Below are 14,480 nucleotides of genomic sequence, written 5' to 3'. Positions count from 1 at the left end.
ATTTTCCATGATCGGGTGACCGATAGTCGGATACCGGGTTCGAATATCGGGGTGCAGGGGATGCGGTCTGTCCGCTCGAAGGTGATCGCGGCCGCTCTGGTCCTCGCAGGCCCGGCTCGGAGGCCCCCGTCCCGGACGCGGCCTCCGCCTGCCGGTTCCTCGGCCGGAAGCTGACCACGTACCAGTGTGAGCCGCGCCCGGACGCGAAGTTCTCGGGCGGCCGCGCGATCACGGCGCAGGACGTCAAGCACTCCTTCGACCGGATCAAGAAGATCAACTCCGCGCAGGGGCCGGCGCCGCTCTTCAACACCCCGGAGTCGGTCAAGGCCGGGGGGCGGACGGTCACCTTCAACCTCTCCGCGCGCGACGCCACGTTCCCCTTCAAGATCGCTGCGGGGGCCGCCTCGATCGTCGACCGCGAGAAGTACCCGGCCGGGGCGCTGCGCCGGGACGGCAAGGTCGACGCCTCGGGCCCGTACGTGCTCGCCGCGTACGAGGCAGGCCAGAGCGCCGAGCTGAAGCCGAACCTGGAGGACTTCCAGAAGCAGTACGCGGCGGGGGCCTTCGACGCGTACACCCTGTAGGACCTCGACTGGCTGTAGCGCCACGCCCCGGGGCGACGGCCCCGAACGGCGTCGGACCCCTACCCCTTCCCGGAGTCGGGAGCGGGGTCGGGGTCCGAGGCACGCTTGCGGGACACCACCGTCCGGGCCATGCCCGGCAGGAAGTCGGCGAACAGCTCGTGCACCTCCCGCACCAGCGGTCGCAGCACCCGGAACCGCGCCAGGATGATGCCGCGCGTCGTCAGCTGCGCGCCGCGCTCGGCGAGCCGGCGGGTCTTCTCGCTGTCCGGCGAGCGGTCGAAGACCCAGTACAGGACCAGCCCCATCTGCGAGAGCCACATCAGCTCCGGCAGTACGTCGGCCAGCTCGTCCGGCACCTTCGTCTTCGCGCCCGCCAGCACCTCGCGGTGCATGTCGATCGCGGCCTTGCGCGCCGGTTCCGATTCGGGCGAGAAGGGGCTGAGGGGGCTCTCCGGGTCGGCCGCGTTCTTGAAGAACTGCGAAGCGAACTCGTGGTACGGCGCGGCGATGTCCAGCCAGCTCGTCAGTACGCCCGCGAGCCGCTTTTGCAAGTCGGTCTCGCTGTCCAGGATGGGCCGGACCGCCGCTTGGTGTGCGGCGCCGATCCGGTCGTAGAACCCCTGGACCAGGTGTTCCTTCGAGGCGAAGTAGTAGTACGCGTTGCCGACCGAGACCCCCGCCTCCTTGGCGATGACCCGCATGGTCGTCTTGTCGAAGCCGCGCTCCTGGAAGAGCCGGAGCGCGGTTTCGAGGATGAGCGTGCGGGTTTGCTCGCTCTTGGGAGCCTTCTGATCAGTCACGGTGTCCGACCTTATCGGGGTACGGCGCATCGGTCTTCACAGGCCGCATCCCCGTGCTCCGCTTCGCCGTTGGTACGGACCGCGGAGCGCCAGGCGGAGGCGGTGTGCATCGCCGCCCGGGCGAAGGGCCGGCCGGCCGGGGTGGCCAGCCAGTTCGCCTTGGGCCGGTGCTCGGCCAGGGCCCACAGGCACACGATGAGGGCGTCGGTGTCGGTCCACACCTGGCCCCGGTCGCCGATCACGGTGATCCGCCGGAGCGTCTCCTCGTGGTCGAGGCCGGGGAACAGGCGCCGGGCCTCGTGGGATCCGGCCGGGACGAGCCACAGGGGCGTGAGCCACCGCTGCGTCAGGAGCCAGTGCCGGATGTGGACGCAGAGCGGACAACCGGCGTCGTACAGCACCGTCAGGTGTCTGGTCGGGATGCTCGTGTCGGTCATCGGGATCAGGCCCGGGCGGGCGCGGTCCAGCCCTGCGGGGCGACCGGCGGGGTGTGCTGACGCTCCATGATGCCCCGGCGGCGCATCTTGTTGAGGACCCACACGTTGCCGAGGTGCATCACGCCGAGGACGAGCAGGACGACGCCGAGCTTGACCGACAGGGCCTCGAAGAGGCCGCGGGCCTCGGTGATGGTCTCGGCCGAGCGGAGGTAGAGCGTCACGAAACCGATGTTCACGAGGTAGAAGCCGACCACCAGGAGATGGTTCACGGCGTCCGCGAGCTTCTCGTTGCCCTGGAGGACGTCGGCGATGAAGACCCGGCCGTTGCGGGTGAGCGTGCGGGCCACCCAGATGGTGAGCCCGATGCTGATGACCAGGTAGATGACGTACGCGATCACGGTGAGGTCCATGGTCCCCAGCCCCCTTGAACGTGTTCAACTGCTGACGTCGCTGACTGTAGACCTATTTTTGAACAGGTTCAAGCCTGCGGGCGGGCCCGCCCCCGGCCGTGCGTCAGGACCGGAGCGCCGCCCACCCCACCAGCAGCGCCGCCGTCTCCTCGGGCCGCTCCAGCGAGGGCAGATGACCCGCCCAGGGCAGCTCCACGTGCTCGGCACCCGGGACCAGGGAGGGCAGTTCGGCGGGGAAGTCGCGGAAGTCGGGGATGTCGTGGGCGCCGCCCACCGCGAGGACGGGTGCCGTGATGCCGGCGAGATCGACGGGCCGCTCGGGGAGTTCGAGTTCCCCGTCGGCGGACAGGCCGGCCCGGAGGATGGCGAGCTGCATGTCCCGCACCAGGGCGTGCGCCGCCCCGTCGGCGTCCGGGCCGAGCCACTGGCGGGCGTTCAGCTCGGCCGCGCCCTCCAGGTCGCCGGCGTCCAACAGGGCCGCCTCGGCGGCGTTGAAGGCCGTCAGGGCCGCTCCCCGCCGGTGCGCCGGCCGGGCCGGACAGAGCAGGGCCAGGGCGCGGACCCGCTCGGGCGCGTGCGCGGCGAGCCGCAGGGCGACCCGGCCGCCGTACGAGGAGCCGACGAAGGCGGCCCGCCGGATGCCGAGCGCGTCCAACAGGGCGAGCACGTCGCCGTCGTCGCTGTACGGGGCGGTGGCGGCGGGGGACTCGCCACAGGTGCGGAAGTCGGGCCGGACCACCCGGAACCCGGCCTCGACCAGGGGGGCCCACTGCCCGTCCCACATGCGTCGGTCACAGACGGAGGAGTGCAACAACACCAAGGCCGGCCCGTCTTGGGGGCCGGCCACATCATGCGCGAGGATCATGCCCCGATCCTCGCGCCCCGCCCGCCGCGCCACCACCGGATATCGGGCGCCGGGCGAGCGGCCGTCCCGGGGCCGCGCGGCCCCGGCGCCGTGTCACATGCTGAGCGATCGGGCGTAGTTGAGCTGGCCCATGACCCACTGGAAGGTGTACGCGTCCGTCGCCGGGATCATCGTGGAGTGGTGCCGGCCGCCGCTGGTGACGGTGACCTGGACGTAGCCCGTGGTCACCTTCTCCTTCATCAGCAGGAACAACAGGCCGACGAGACAGAACAGCGCGAAGCAGATCGCCAGCACGATCGCGTGCGTCGGGATCTTCTCCTCGGTGCGGGACATGTCCATGGCGTTCCACACCGCGCCCCTGAGCGGCATCGTGCCCGCCGGGGTGATGATCTGGTCGCCGGAGACGGTGATGTCGCCGAGGGAGAGGGGCGCCCCGCCGGCACCGTGGCCGGGGGCGCCCATCGGCATCCCGCCCCCGAGGGTGGGCTGGTAGGCCGAGTAGGGCTGCGGGTAGCCGTAACCGGGGTTCCCCGGACCCCACCTGTAGTCGTCCTGCGGGCCCACGGCGCCCGGGTCACCGGAGTACGGGTTCGGCTGCTGCTCGCTCATGCGCACGATCCTTCCACAGCCCGCCGGCGGCCCGCGCCCCCCGGTCGCGAAATGGTCCGGGAACACCGCGGGCCCGCACCCCCGGAGAGGGGGTGCGGGCCCGCGACGACACGGCGTCGGATCAGAAGCGGCGCGTGATCAGCGCACGCTTGACTTCCTGGATCGCCTTGGTGACCTCGATGCCACGCGGGCACGCGTCGGTGCAGTTGAACGTGGTGCGGCAACGCCACACGCCGTCCTTGTCGTTCAGGATCTCCAACCGCTGCTCACCGGCCTCGTCGCGCGAGTCGAAGATGAAGCGGTGCGCGTTGACGATCGCCGCCGGGCCGAAGTACTGGCCGTCGTTCCAGAACACCGGGCACGAGGACGTGCACGCGGCGCACAGGATGCACTTGGTGGTGTCGTCGAAACGCTCGCGGTCCTCGGCGGACTGCAGGCGCTCGCGCGTCGGCTCGTTGCCCTTGGTGACCAGGAACGGCATGACGTCCCGGTACGCCTGGAAGAAGGGCTCCATGTCGACGATGAGGTCCTTCATCACCGTGAGGCCCTTGATGGCCTCGACCGTGATGGGCTTCTCCGGGTTGATGTCCTTGATCAGCGTCTTGCAGGCGAGCCTGTTCTTGCCGTTGATCCGCATCGCGTCGGAGCCGCAGATGCCGTGCGCGCACGAGCGACGGAAGGTCAGCGTGCCGTCGAGGTCCCACTTGATCTTGTGGAGACCGTCGAGCACGCGCTCCTTCGGGTCGATCTCGATCTGGAAGTCCTGCCACTGAGACTCGTCCGAGATCTCGGGGTTGAAGCGGCGGATCCGGAAGGTGACCGTGATGAACGGCGAGGCGGCGGCCGCCGCCTCCATCTCGTCCGTCTTGGACAGGGTGGGGGTGGCCATCAGTACTTACGCTCCATCGGCTGGTAGCGGGTGACGACGACGGGCTTGTAGTCGAGACGGACCGTGTCCGTGCCGTTGTCGTCGACCTCGCGGTACGCCATGGTGTGGCGCATGAAGTTGACGTCGTCGCGGTTCGGGTAGTCCTCGCGGTAGTGACCGCCGCGGGACTCCTTGCGCGCGAGCGCGGACACGGCCATGACCTCGGCCAGGTCGAGCAGGTTGCCCAGCTCGATGGCCTCCAGCAGGTCCGTGTTGAAGCGCTTGCCCTTGTCCTGGACGGACACGTTCTTGTAGCGCGCGCGCAGCTCGGCGATCTTGTCGACCGCGGTCTTGATGGTCTGCTCCGTACGGAACACCATCACGCAGGCGTCCATCGTCTCCTGGAGCTCCAGACGCAGGTCCGCGACCCGCTCGTGGCCCGTGGAGTTGCGCAGGTGCTCGACCAGCTCGACGACCTGCTGCGCCGGGTTCTCCGGCAGCTCGACGTAGTCGTGCGCGTGGGCGTACGCGGCCGCCGCGATGCCCGAGCGCTTGCCGAAGACGTTGATGTCCAGCAGCGAGTTGGTGCCCAGGCGGTTCGCGCCGTGCACCGAGACGCAGGCGACCTCGCCGGCCGCGTACAGGCCCGGCACGACGGTGGTGTTGTCGGCCAGCACCTCACCCTCGACGTTGGTCGGGATGCCGCCCATGGCGTAGTGCGCGGTGGGCTGGATCGGGATCGGGTCCGTGTACGGCTCGATGCCCAGGTAGGTGCGCGCGAACTCGGTGATGTCCGGGAGCTTCGCGTCGAGCTGCTCCGGCGGGAGGTGCGTGAGGTCCAGGTACACGTGGTCCCCGGCGGGACCGCAGCCGCGGCCCTCGCGGATCTCGGTGTAGATGGAGCGCGAGACGACGTCACGGGACGCGAGGTCCTTCATGACCGGCGCGTACTTCTCCATGAAGCGCTCGCCGTCCTTGTTGCGGAGGATGCCGCCCTCACCGCGGGCGCCCTCCGTCAGCAGGATGCCCATGCGCCAGATGCCCGTCGGGTGGAACTGGAAGAACTCCATGTCCTCCAGCGGCAGACCGCGGCGGTAGCAGGCCGCCTGGCCGTCACCCGTGAGGGTGTGCGCGTTGGAGGTCACCTTGAAGAACTTGCCGGTGCCGCCGGAGGCGTAGATGACGGACTTCGCCTGGAACACGTGGATCTCACCGGTGGCGAGCTCGTACGCGACCACGCCGGCCGACTTCTTGACGCCGTCCTCCTCGACCAGGAGCTGGTCCAGGACGTAGAACTCGTTGAAGAACTCCACGCCCTCCTTGACGCAGTTCTGGTACAGCGTCTGGAGGATCATGTGGCCGGTGCGGTCCGCGGCGTAGCAGGACCGGCGGACCGGCGCCTCGCCGTGGTTGCGGGAGTGCCCGCCGAAGCGGCGCTGGTCGATGGTGCCGTCCGGGGTGCGGTTGAACGGCAGGCCCATCTTCTCCAGGTCGAGGACCGCGTCGATGGCCTCCTTCGCCAGGATCTCGGCGGCGTCCTGGTCGACCAGGTAGTCACCGCCCTTGACCGTGTCGAAGGTGTGCCACTCCCAGTTGTCGTCCTCCACGTTCGCCAGCGCGGCGGCCATGCCGCCCTGCGCGGCGCCCGTGTGGGAGCGGGTGGGGTAGAGCTTCGTCAGCACCGCGGTGCGGCTGCGCTTCGTCGACTCGATGGCGGCGCGCATGCCCGCGCCGCCCGCTCCGACGATGACGGTGTCGTACTTGTGGATCTTCATTGGTTTCGCCTCAGCCCCGTTGCCTAGCGGATGTTCGGGTCGAAGGTGAAGATCACCAGCGTGCCCAGAAGGATGGTGAACACCGTGGCGGTGTAGAGCAGGCCCTTCAGCCACAGACGCGTGTTGGCGCGCTCCGCGTAGTCGTTGATGACCGTGCGCAGGCCGTTGGAGCCGTGCAGCATGGCCAGCCACAGCATCAGCAGGTCCCAGACCTGCCAGAACGGGGACGCCCATCGGCCCGCCACGAAGGCGAAGCCGATCTTGGAGACGCCGCCGTCCAGCACCAGCTGGATGAGCAGGTGGCCGATGACGAGCACGACCAGGACGATGCCCGAGAGGCGCATGAAGAGCCACGCGACCATCTCGAAGTTGCCGCGGGTCGAGCGCGGCGTCTTGCCGGTGCGCTTGCGCGGGGCCTCGATGTACGGCGCCGGGTTCTCGACGTCGTAGAGGGAGGCCCCCTCGACGTCGCCGATGGCCGTCTTGGTCATTTCGGGAGAAGTGTCAGAAGACATGCGCGTCACTTCCCGAACAGTTCGGCTGCGGCGTGTCCCAGGACGGGGTACAGGGCCCCGACCATCAGGACGACCCAGATGCCCACGACGGTCCAGAGCATCTGCTTCTGGTAGCGCGGGCCCTTGGCCCAGAAGTCCACGGCGATCACGCGGAGACCGTTGAGCGCGTGGAACAGGATTGCGGCGACGAGGCCGTACTCCAGCAGCGCGACGATCGGAGTCTTGTAGGTAGCCACGACATCGTCGTACGCCTCGGGTGAGACGCGGACGAGAGCGGTGTCGAGGACGTGTACGAACAGGAAGAAGAAGATGAGGACGCCGGTGACTCGATGAGCCACCCAGGACCACATTCCTTCCCGGCCGCGGTACAACGTTCCAGCCGGCACGGAAAACCCTCCGGAAGCGGGGCGGGGGCCAGCCGGCTTCTTTGTCGGTCGGGCCCGGCCGGGTACGGTCCTCCGGCCCCGGACATCGTAGCGACGCTTTGTCGGTTCCCTTGCGCCGGGTCCATCGGTGTGATCAAACAGGCACGGACGGGCTATCCCACAGGGGCGAATAGCCCGAAATCGGCCGCAGACAGCCCATCGGACGAGGTCAGTCGGTCCAAGAGGGCGGGCAGTCGGTCCAACAGCCCGGCGAGTCGGGCCTGGGCGAGCCGGCGCAGCTCGTCCGCCGAGATCGAGCGTTCCTCGTCCACCTCGTGAGCCATCCTCCGGCGGATCGCGGCCAGCAACTGGTCCGCCTGCTCCTCCGGGGGGTGTCCGTCCAGGCAGATCACGAAGGCGTGACCGAAGGTTCGTTCGTACTCCGCCCGGGCCGCGTCGAGGGCGAGCCGGGCGGCGTACGAGGCCCCGTGCCCGAGTTCCGCCGAGGCCTCGCCGGCCAGGGCCTCCGTCAGGTCGGCCTGGGAGAGGTCGTACGAGGCCTCGTCGGCCGCGGCCAACAGCGAGGCGACGTCCGGATACGGTCGGTGCGCGGTCATCCGGTGCGCCCAGCGTCGGCTTCCGCAGCAGAATGACAGGGCCGCGTGGGCCGCTTCGGGCGAGAGGGCGTTGAACCGCGTCAGCCCGGATCCGTGAGAAGGGTCGGAGCCGCCACGAACCTGTGCCGGAAGGTGGCTGGACAGCGGGGGGCTCCTCGGGGCGTGGCGTGGGTGTATCGCCACGCTAGCGACGCAGGGCAGGGTGTGTCGTACCCATCCGAGGATTTCACTCGTAAGTGAGCCGAAAGGATGACGTCTGGCGTGTATGACCAGCCGGAAGAGGGGAAGACGACCGAGGCCGCCACCCCCCACAGGAGAGGCCCCGGTCGCCGTCCGACACGGACTCGTGCGACAAGCCCGTATCCCTGTCAGCGCCCCGGATGCGTTTTGTGTCACACCCCGCTCCGCACAGGGTTGGTCGCCCGCTGTACAACTCGTGGACGAGAGGTACTTGAAAGCCGTAACGTGCGGATTTGCGCCACACGTACAGGACAGTGAACGGGTTGGGGACTTTGCTGGGGGACGACGCGGAGCTGACCGCCGCGGTGCTCGCGGCACAGGACGGCGACGAGAACGCGTTCCGTGCTGTGTACCGCGCCGCGCACCCACGCCTGCTCGGATACGTACGCACGCTCGTCGGCGACGGCGACGCGGAAGACGTCACCTCCGAGGCCTGGCTGCAGATCGCCCGCGACCTCGACTCCTTCACCGGCGACGCCGACCGCTTCCGCGGCTGGGCCGCCCGCATCGCCCGCAACCGGGCCCTGGACCACATCCGCATGCGCGGCCGGCGCCCCGCCATAGGCGGCGACGAGAGCGAACTGACCGGACACGCCGCGGACTGCGACACGGCGGGCGCGGCCATGGAATCCCTCTCCACCGGCCTGACCATGGCCCTCATAGCCCAGCTCCCGCAGGACCAGGCCGAGGCCGTCGTCCTGCGCGTGGTCGTGGGTCTGGACGCCAAGAGCGCCGCCGAGACCCTCGGCAAGCGCCCGGGCGCGGTGCGCACCGCCGCGCACCGGGGCCTGAAGAAGCTCGCCGAACTGCTGGGCGCCGAGGCCGGCGTCGATCCCGACGCCCTCGTGCTGTCCGATCCGGACGCGGGGACCGCCCTCCACTTCGGTCATAATGCCGAGGGCCGGGCCAGGGGCGGTGGGGGCGTGCGAGATCTGGACGCCGTACCGGCCCAGCGCGGCCGCGGCGGGGGCCTCGTAGAACAAACCGGTGTGACGCATTCACGTTGGCGGACGCAGAAGGACATGTGATGGCCGACGAGCGCGACAGGTGGCTGGACAAGGCCGCGGCGGACAGACTGCTGCGCGGCGAACCAGCGCTGGGCCCCGACGCCGACCCGCGCGACCGGGCCGCGGCGGCCCGACTGCGCACCGCACTCGACGCGCTGACCCCACCGCTCGCCCCCGGGCGGGAGCTGCCCGGCGAGGCCGCCGCCCTGGCCGCGTTCCGCGCGGCCCACGGCGTCGACCGGTCGGCGACGGGCCCCGCGGACCGGGCCGACGCCGAGCGGCCGACCGGTCGTGAATTCCTGGTGGACCTGGTCCCCGCACCGCCCGTGCGCGTCCGCGTACCCGCGCCGCGACGGCGCGGCGCGCCCGTGCGGCTGGGGCTCGCGGCCGCCCTGGCGAGCGTCGCCGTCGGCGGGTTGGCGGCCACCGCCGGCGCCGGGCTGCTGGACCGCCCCACGCACGAGGCCGCGGGCCCGTTGCCGAGCGTCTCGGTCGGCGCGGACTCGGACCCCACGGCGTACGGCGACCTCGTGGGCCCGACGCGTTCCGCCCCGCAGCCCCGGCCCACCACCCCGCTGCGGGACGGCGGCGGGAGCACCACCCGGGCCCCGGGCGTCTCGCCGACCCCGGACGGCGGGTCCCGCATGACCCCCGAGACCATCGGGGGATCGACCGCGGGACCCATCGCCACCGGCTCGGGCCCCGTCGGCACGGACGACGTCGCCGAGGAGAGGCCGGACGAGAAGGGCTTCGGCAACTCCACGCCGGACGGCGCCGGCAAGGACCGCGACCGGGAGGTCAGGATCCGGGCGGCCAGGGACCTGTGCGAGGAGTACCGCATGGGTCACATCGTCGGCGAGCGGCGCGACCACCTGATCCGTCTCGCCAAGAACCGGGCCAACATCGCGCGCTTCTGCGAGGACCTGCTGGACGGCCCCGGCGGCGTCAAGAACAGTCCCGGAAGCAACGCCGGGGGAGACGTCCCGCAGTCGCCCACCCTGAACCCGGGCGGCGCGCTCGGCTTCCGCACGAAGAGCTGAACCGTCGCTGTAACACTTTTCGAATCGCCGGCGCAGTACATATCGAGCCGACTGGTCATCGGCCGCGCATGAGCCGGGGTTCCCCCCGTACCCCTGGGCTCTGCGCAACCGGCGCGGGCGGGGCACGTTCCCCCGGCCCTGCCCGCGCCCTTTACCTCCGGACCCCGCCGCGCTCGCGGCTCACCAGTAGACGACGACCTTGTCGCCCACCTCCACCTGGTCGAACAGCGCCGCCAGCTTCCCCTTGTCCCGGACGTTCACGCATCCGTGCGAGGCGCCGGAGTAGCCGCGGGCCGCGAAGTCCGACGAGTAGTGCACCGCCTGGCCCTGACTGAAGAACATCGAGTAGGGCATCGGCGTGTGGTAGATCGTCGACGTCCAGTCCTTCGCCTTCCACTCGACCTTGAACTCGCCCTCGCGGGTCGGGGTGTTCTCCGACCCGAAGCGCACGTCGAACGACGAGACGATCTTTCCGTCGATCATCCAGGCGAGGGTCCGGCTCTCCTTGCTGATGCACATCACCCGCCCCCTCATGCACCGCGGGTCCGGCGTGTCGACCTCGATGGTGGTCGGCGGCCGCAGCTCGGCCGCGGTCGGCTTCCTGCTGGCCCCCTGGACGCTCTTCCAGGTCGCCTCGTCCACCGAACCGGTCGCGGGCAGGCCGTGTCCCGACTGGTAGGTCTTCACCGCGGCGGTCGTCTTGGAACCGTAGAAGCCGGTGGGCGCCACCGACATCAGCTTGAGCTGCTTGAGTCGTGCCTGGAGTTCGCGGATCTGCTCGCTCTCGTCACCGTTCGCCATGATCGGCCTGACGGCGGGCGACTGCGAGGCGGAGGCCGACGGGGAGGGCGACGCCGAGGACGAGGACGAGGGTGACGCCGACGGCGAGGCGCCACCGGGCTTGTCGTCCGCGCCGGAAGGCGAGGCGGAAGGGGACGGCGCCGCCGTGGACGCCGACGGGGCCGAGGAGGCGGAACCCTTGGATTCCGACTTCTGCGGCCCACAGGCGGTCGCGGCGAGCGCGACGGCGGTGGCCAACCCGAGCGTGCGGATCATGAGTCTCTGACGTGGCATTGCGGTCCCCCGATTTCAGCGTTGTGTAACTAGGTGATGCCTCACGGCCATGGAGAGTTGCGGACGCTCGCGGGATGTTGCGCCATTGTGACCAGCGACCATCACGGCGCGGACGACCCGGGCATCGGCTGGGGGAGGTTGTATCAGTCCCGGGCCGGTCGGTTCCACGAAGAAACGCGTCGGGTGGCGCGTACCGGACGGACGGGAAGGCCCTGCGGCGGGCGGCGGTGAAATGACTGTCGGACGATCGCAGCGGCGTGGGACACTCGCGCCATGCTGGGTGTCACCGATCTGCCGACGTATCTCGCGGGCCTTGTCCTGATCGTCCTCCTCCCCGGACCGAACTCGCTGTACGTACTGTCCGTCGCGGCGCGCAAGGGGGTGCGGCAGGGGTACAAGGCCGCCTCCGGCGTGTTCACCGGGGACACCGTCCTGATGGTCCTCACCGCCGCCGGCGCGGGCGCGCTGCTCCAGGCCAGCCCGGTGGTGTTCACGGTGGTGAAACTGCTCGGGGCCGGCTACCTCGCCTGGCTCGCCGCAGGCATGATGCGGGCCGCGTGGGGGATGTGGCGCGACCGTGCGCTGCACCAGGAGGAGGCGCTGGCCGAACCCGCGCCGGCGGACGAGCGGCCCTACCGGCGGGCGCTGGTGGTCAGCCTGTTCAACCCGAAGGCCATCTTGTTCCTGCTGTCGTTCTTCGTGCAGTTCGTGGACCCGGGGTACGCCTACCCCGCCCTGTCGTTCCTGCTCCTCGGCACGCTGTCGCAGCTGGCCAGCGTCCTGTACCTGTCCACGCTGATCTTCACCGGCACCCGTCTGTCGGCGGCCTTCCGTCGCCGCAAGCGGCTGTCCGCGGGCGCGACCTCCGCCGCCGGCGTCCTCTTCCTCGGCTTCGCCGCCAAGCTCGCCACGGGCTGAACCCACCGCGCGGTCGGCTCCCCGTGGTCGGCTCCCCGCGCGGTCGGCTCAGAGCAGCCGGCGCAGGACCGGGAACCGGCGCAGGAGCCGGCGTCCCGCCCGGCGCACGGCCGGGTTGCGCGGAAGGAACGACAGCCGCGCCGGGACCCCGCCCGGCAGCGCCAGCGCCGTCAGGCGGCGGCGCCTGAAGTACCGCGCGGTCTCCGGCGTCGGGCCCGCGGCCAGGTAGCGCTCCGCCTCCGCCCGCCGGTCCGCCAGCACCCGCGGCTGCATCGTGAAACCGACCGCCGCCACCAGGGCGGGCAGGTCACCGCCGGCCCCAGGGGGCCGATCCGCCCCCGCGAGGTCCGGCAGCAGCGCGTCCACCAGGACCAACGGGATCCGGTTGCTGTTCTCGTACGGCGTCAACCGCTCCAGCATGGCTTCCGTCCCGGTCCGGGCGACCGGAATCCCGTAGAGCTCCGAAGCCGTCAGCAGACCCGTCGAGAAGCAGCCCACCACCAGCGCCGGCCGCAGCCGCTCGTACAGGGTCTCCGCCAACACCGGCTCCGCGATCACCGTCAGCCGCGCCCCCAGCCGCCGCGCCTCCTCCTCGGCCCGCCGCGAGTACGCCGCCGGGGCGCTCGGGTGCGGTTTGAAGACCAGCTCCCGATGGCCCCGGGCGTACGCGCCGCGCACCATCTCCACGTGCAGGTCCTCCTCCTCCGCCGCGGAGATCAGCTCCAGCGCGGCGAGGTACTGGCCCAACAGGACCGCCGGGGACTCGCCGACGTCCGCCGGCGGCCGTCCGTACGCCGTCAGCTCCGCCAGCACCTTCAGGAAGTCCGCCGAGGGCAACGACTGCGCCCGCACGCCGAACTCCGTCAGCAGCAGGGGCTCCAACCCCGGTACCAGGTCCAGGTGCAGGACCCGCCGCACCCGCATCCCGATCCGCGGGTCCAGCCGGACGCGGGTGGGGCCGTAACTCATCAGCCCGTCGGCGTACACGTCGACGGCCGCGCCCGGAAACACCTGGCACAGGCCCTGGGCCGGCGGCACCTGAAGGGACTCCACGACCAGTTCGACCCGGTCCTCCCCGAGCCCCCAGGCCACCCTCAACTGCCGCTCCCACAGGGGGACGTCCTCGGGGCGCGGGGTCCAGACGCTCGGATGCTGCGGCGCGATGACCGCGTTCCAGTCGCGCACCTCGTCGAAGCGGGGGCGCAGCGCGTCGAACCCCGGCATCCCGGTGAGCCCGGGGGTGATCTCGTGGGTGACGGAGTGGTTGCTCGTCAGCAGGATCCGCCGGTGGGCGGGCGGGAAGGCGCCCGCGTCGATTCCGGCCGCGAGCGTCGCCGCGCCGTACAGGGTGGAGGCGAGGAAGATCTGGGTGACGTTCACGCGGCGGCTCCCGCCGGCCCGCGACGGCGCAGCCGGCGCAGCAGCGTGGAGCGCTCGGCGTCCATCGAGTCCAGGGCCTGCTCCAACACCGCGCGGGGCATGCGCGCGAGGGCGCCCGCGCTCACCGCGCGGAGTTTTCTGGCCACGGCCGGTTCGAACCTTTCGATGGATCCGATGTGGTGCGCGATGATCGCGCAATAGGTGCGGACGGCTTTCGGGAGCAGCAGATCGGATTCCCGGTCCGCGGTCGTATCCGAAAGCACCTGATCGAATGCGCGAATGAAATCGAGTTGACGCTCGTCACCGATCTGGGTCAGCGAGGTCGAAATGCCCCGCCGATAGAAAACCCCCGGCAGGCCGACCGGCGCGAACGACGCCGCCTCCCGGTGCAGCCGCCAGATCCACGGCCGGTCCTCCGCCGTCCGCAGCCCGTCGGTGAAGTGCAGCAGCCCCCGGTCCAGCAGCCGCCGGTGGTACATCCCGGCCCAGGCGTACGGATAGTCCACCGCCGTGGCCCGACAGGCCGGCAGGATCCCGGATCGCGGATCCGCCACGACCCCCTCGGGCCCGTACGGGACGCGCTGCACACTGCGCGCCCGCCCCGTGACCTGGACATGGTCCGTACGGACGAAATCGCAGTTCAGGGCCTCGATGGCGGCCAGCGTACGGGCCAGGTGACCGGGCGCCAGCCAATCGTCCCCGTCCAGGAAGGCGAGGTACTCGCCGCGCGCCGCGTCCAACCCGGTGTTGCGGGCGGTGGCCAGGCCGCCGTTCTCGTCCCGTCCGAGGAACACCGCGCCGGGCAGCTCGGCGGCGGCCCGCTCCAACAGTTCGGGCGTCCCGTCCGTCGACCGGTCGTCGACCAGCAGGAACTCGAAGTCCTCCCGAGCATTGAGTGCGAGGCTTTTCAGGGCATCCGGGGCGTATGTCTGCACGTTGAAGAACGGCACGACGACAGAGAGCTTGACCACCAGCG

17 protein-coding genes and 1 pseudogene are annotated in these 14,480 nt (G+C 70.7%); 5 read left to right on the top strand and 13 right to left on the bottom strand.

The features are described from left to right. Positions 1-107: 107 nt before the first annotated feature. A pseudogene (locus tag ACIRO3_RS03830) lies at positions 108-533 on the top strand (ABC transporter substrate-binding protein); the annotation flags it as partial. Positions 534-643: 110 nt separating this feature from the next. Here ACIRO3_RS03830 and ACIRO3_RS03825 read toward each other — a convergent pair. The 10 genes from ACIRO3_RS03825 to ACIRO3_RS03780 all read right to left on the bottom strand — a co-directional run bounded on the left by ACIRO3_RS03825 (position 644) and on the right by ACIRO3_RS03780 (position 8,028). Next, positions 644-1,414, bottom strand: a complete 771-nt coding sequence (locus ACIRO3_RS03825) for a TetR family transcriptional regulator (RefSeq protein WP_404132020.1) — start codon at positions 1,412-1,414, stop codon at positions 644-646. Further along, positions 1,396-1,821, bottom strand: a complete 426-nt coding sequence (locus ACIRO3_RS03820) for a DCC1-like thiol-disulfide oxidoreductase family protein (protein WP_361778270.1) — start codon at positions 1,819-1,821, stop codon at positions 1,396-1,398. Before ACIRO3_RS03820 ends, ACIRO3_RS03825 begins: the two co-directional genes overlap by 19 nt. A gap of 5 nt (positions 1,822-1,826) precedes the next feature. Continuing rightward, positions 1,827-2,231, bottom strand: a complete 405-nt coding sequence (locus tag ACIRO3_RS03815; protein WP_361778273.1) for a hypothetical protein — start codon at positions 2,229-2,231, stop codon at positions 1,827-1,829. A gap of 103 nt (positions 2,232-2,334) precedes the next feature. Then, on the bottom strand, positions 2,335-3,096 hold the full coding sequence (locus tag ACIRO3_RS03810; protein WP_404132017.1) for an alpha/beta fold hydrolase: 762 nt from the start codon (positions 3,094-3,096) through the stop codon (positions 2,335-2,337). A 93-nt stretch (positions 3,097-3,189) separates the two neighbouring features. Then, the gene (locus ACIRO3_RS03805; RefSeq protein WP_404132014.1) at positions 3,190-3,705 is read right to left on the bottom strand and encodes a hypothetical protein; all 516 of its coding nucleotides are present in this window, start codon (positions 3,703-3,705) and stop codon (positions 3,190-3,192) included. A gap of 121 nt (positions 3,706-3,826) precedes the next feature. Then, positions 3,827-4,594, bottom strand: a complete 768-nt coding sequence (locus ACIRO3_RS03800; protein WP_053682828.1) for a succinate dehydrogenase iron-sulfur subunit — start codon at positions 4,592-4,594, stop codon at positions 3,827-3,829. Then, entirely contained in the window at positions 4,594-6,348 is a 1,755-nt protein-coding gene (sdhA, locus tag ACIRO3_RS03795; RefSeq protein WP_361778282.1) for a succinate dehydrogenase flavoprotein subunit, read from the bottom strand. The genes ACIRO3_RS03800 and sdhA overlap by 1 nt, the downstream gene beginning before the upstream one ends. 23 nt (positions 6,349-6,371) lie before the next feature. Continuing rightward, positions 6,372-6,863, bottom strand: coding sequence for a succinate dehydrogenase hydrophobic membrane anchor subunit (locus ACIRO3_RS03790; protein WP_361778285.1), 492 nt, complete (start codon positions 6,861-6,863; stop codon positions 6,372-6,374). Between the two features lie 5 nt (positions 6,864-6,868). Beyond that, positions 6,869-7,249, bottom strand: coding sequence for a succinate dehydrogenase, cytochrome b556 subunit (sdhC, locus tag ACIRO3_RS03785; protein WP_361778288.1), 381 nt, complete (start codon positions 7,247-7,249; stop codon positions 6,869-6,871). Positions 7,250-7,401: 152 nt separating this feature from the next. Then, the gene (locus tag ACIRO3_RS03780) at positions 7,402-8,028 is read right to left on the bottom strand and encodes a 2-oxo-4-hydroxy-4-carboxy-5-ureidoimidazoline decarboxylase (protein ID WP_404132009.1); all 627 of its coding nucleotides are present in this window, start codon (positions 8,026-8,028) and stop codon (positions 7,402-7,404) included. 329 nt (positions 8,029-8,357) lie between these two features. On the opposite strand from ACIRO3_RS03780, the gene ACIRO3_RS03775 reads away from it, so the two are divergent. Then, the gene (locus tag ACIRO3_RS03775; RefSeq protein WP_366148866.1) at positions 8,358-9,113 is read left to right on the top strand and encodes an RNA polymerase sigma factor; all 756 of its coding nucleotides are present in this window, start codon (positions 8,358-8,360) and stop codon (positions 9,111-9,113) included. After that, complete coding sequence (locus ACIRO3_RS03770) at positions 9,113-10,132, top strand: hypothetical protein (RefSeq protein ID WP_404132006.1); 1,020 nt, start codon at positions 9,113-9,115, stop codon at positions 10,130-10,132. The genes ACIRO3_RS03775 and ACIRO3_RS03770 overlap by 1 nt, the downstream gene beginning before the upstream one ends. 180 nt (positions 10,133-10,312) lie before the next feature. Here ACIRO3_RS03770 and ACIRO3_RS03765 read toward each other — a convergent pair whose 3' ends face one another. After that, on the bottom strand, positions 10,313-10,933 hold the full coding sequence (locus ACIRO3_RS03765; RefSeq protein WP_361778294.1) for a L,D-transpeptidase family protein: 621 nt from the start codon (positions 10,931-10,933) through the stop codon (positions 10,313-10,315). Between ACIRO3_RS03765 and ACIRO3_RS03760 the strand changes: the two genes are divergently transcribed. Both ACIRO3_RS03760 and leuE read left to right on the top strand, forming a co-directional pair. Continuing rightward, positions 10,932-11,198 carry a hypothetical protein gene (locus tag ACIRO3_RS03760; protein ID WP_361778297.1) on the top strand — a complete coding sequence of 89 codons (267 nt, stop codon included), beginning with the start codon at positions 10,932-10,934 and terminating at the stop codon, positions 11,196-11,198. The genes ACIRO3_RS03765 and ACIRO3_RS03760 overlap by 2 nt on opposite strands. A 281-nt stretch (positions 11,199-11,479) precedes the next feature. Beyond that, a complete protein-coding gene (leuE, locus tag ACIRO3_RS03755; protein WP_361778300.1) occupies positions 11,480-12,124 on the top strand; it encodes a leucine efflux protein LeuE in 645 nt (214 codons plus the stop codon). Positions 12,125-12,172: 48 nt separating this feature from the next. On the opposite strand, the gene ACIRO3_RS03750 is transcribed toward leuE, so the two are convergent. Both ACIRO3_RS03750 and ACIRO3_RS03745 read right to left on the bottom strand, forming a co-directional pair. Then, the gene (locus tag ACIRO3_RS03750; protein WP_404132002.1) at positions 12,173-13,504 is read right to left on the bottom strand and encodes a polysialyltransferase family glycosyltransferase; all 1,332 of its coding nucleotides are present in this window, start codon (positions 13,502-13,504) and stop codon (positions 12,173-12,175) included. Next, positions 13,501-14,475: a glycosyltransferase family 2 protein gene (locus ACIRO3_RS03745; RefSeq protein ID WP_404131998.1), complete on the bottom strand. Its 975-nt coding sequence runs from the start codon at positions 14,473-14,475 to the stop codon at positions 13,501-13,503. The genes ACIRO3_RS03750 and ACIRO3_RS03745 overlap by 4 nt, the downstream gene beginning before the upstream one ends. Positions 14,476-14,480 lie beyond the last annotated feature (5 nt).

The sequence above is a fragment of the Streptomyces sp. NPDC102278 genome, from assembly GCF_044766345.1.
In the GTDB taxonomy this organism is placed as follows: Bacteria; Actinomycetota; Actinomycetes; order Streptomycetales; family Streptomycetaceae; genus Streptomyces.
This window is presented reverse-complemented; position numbering and strand designations above follow the sequence as displayed.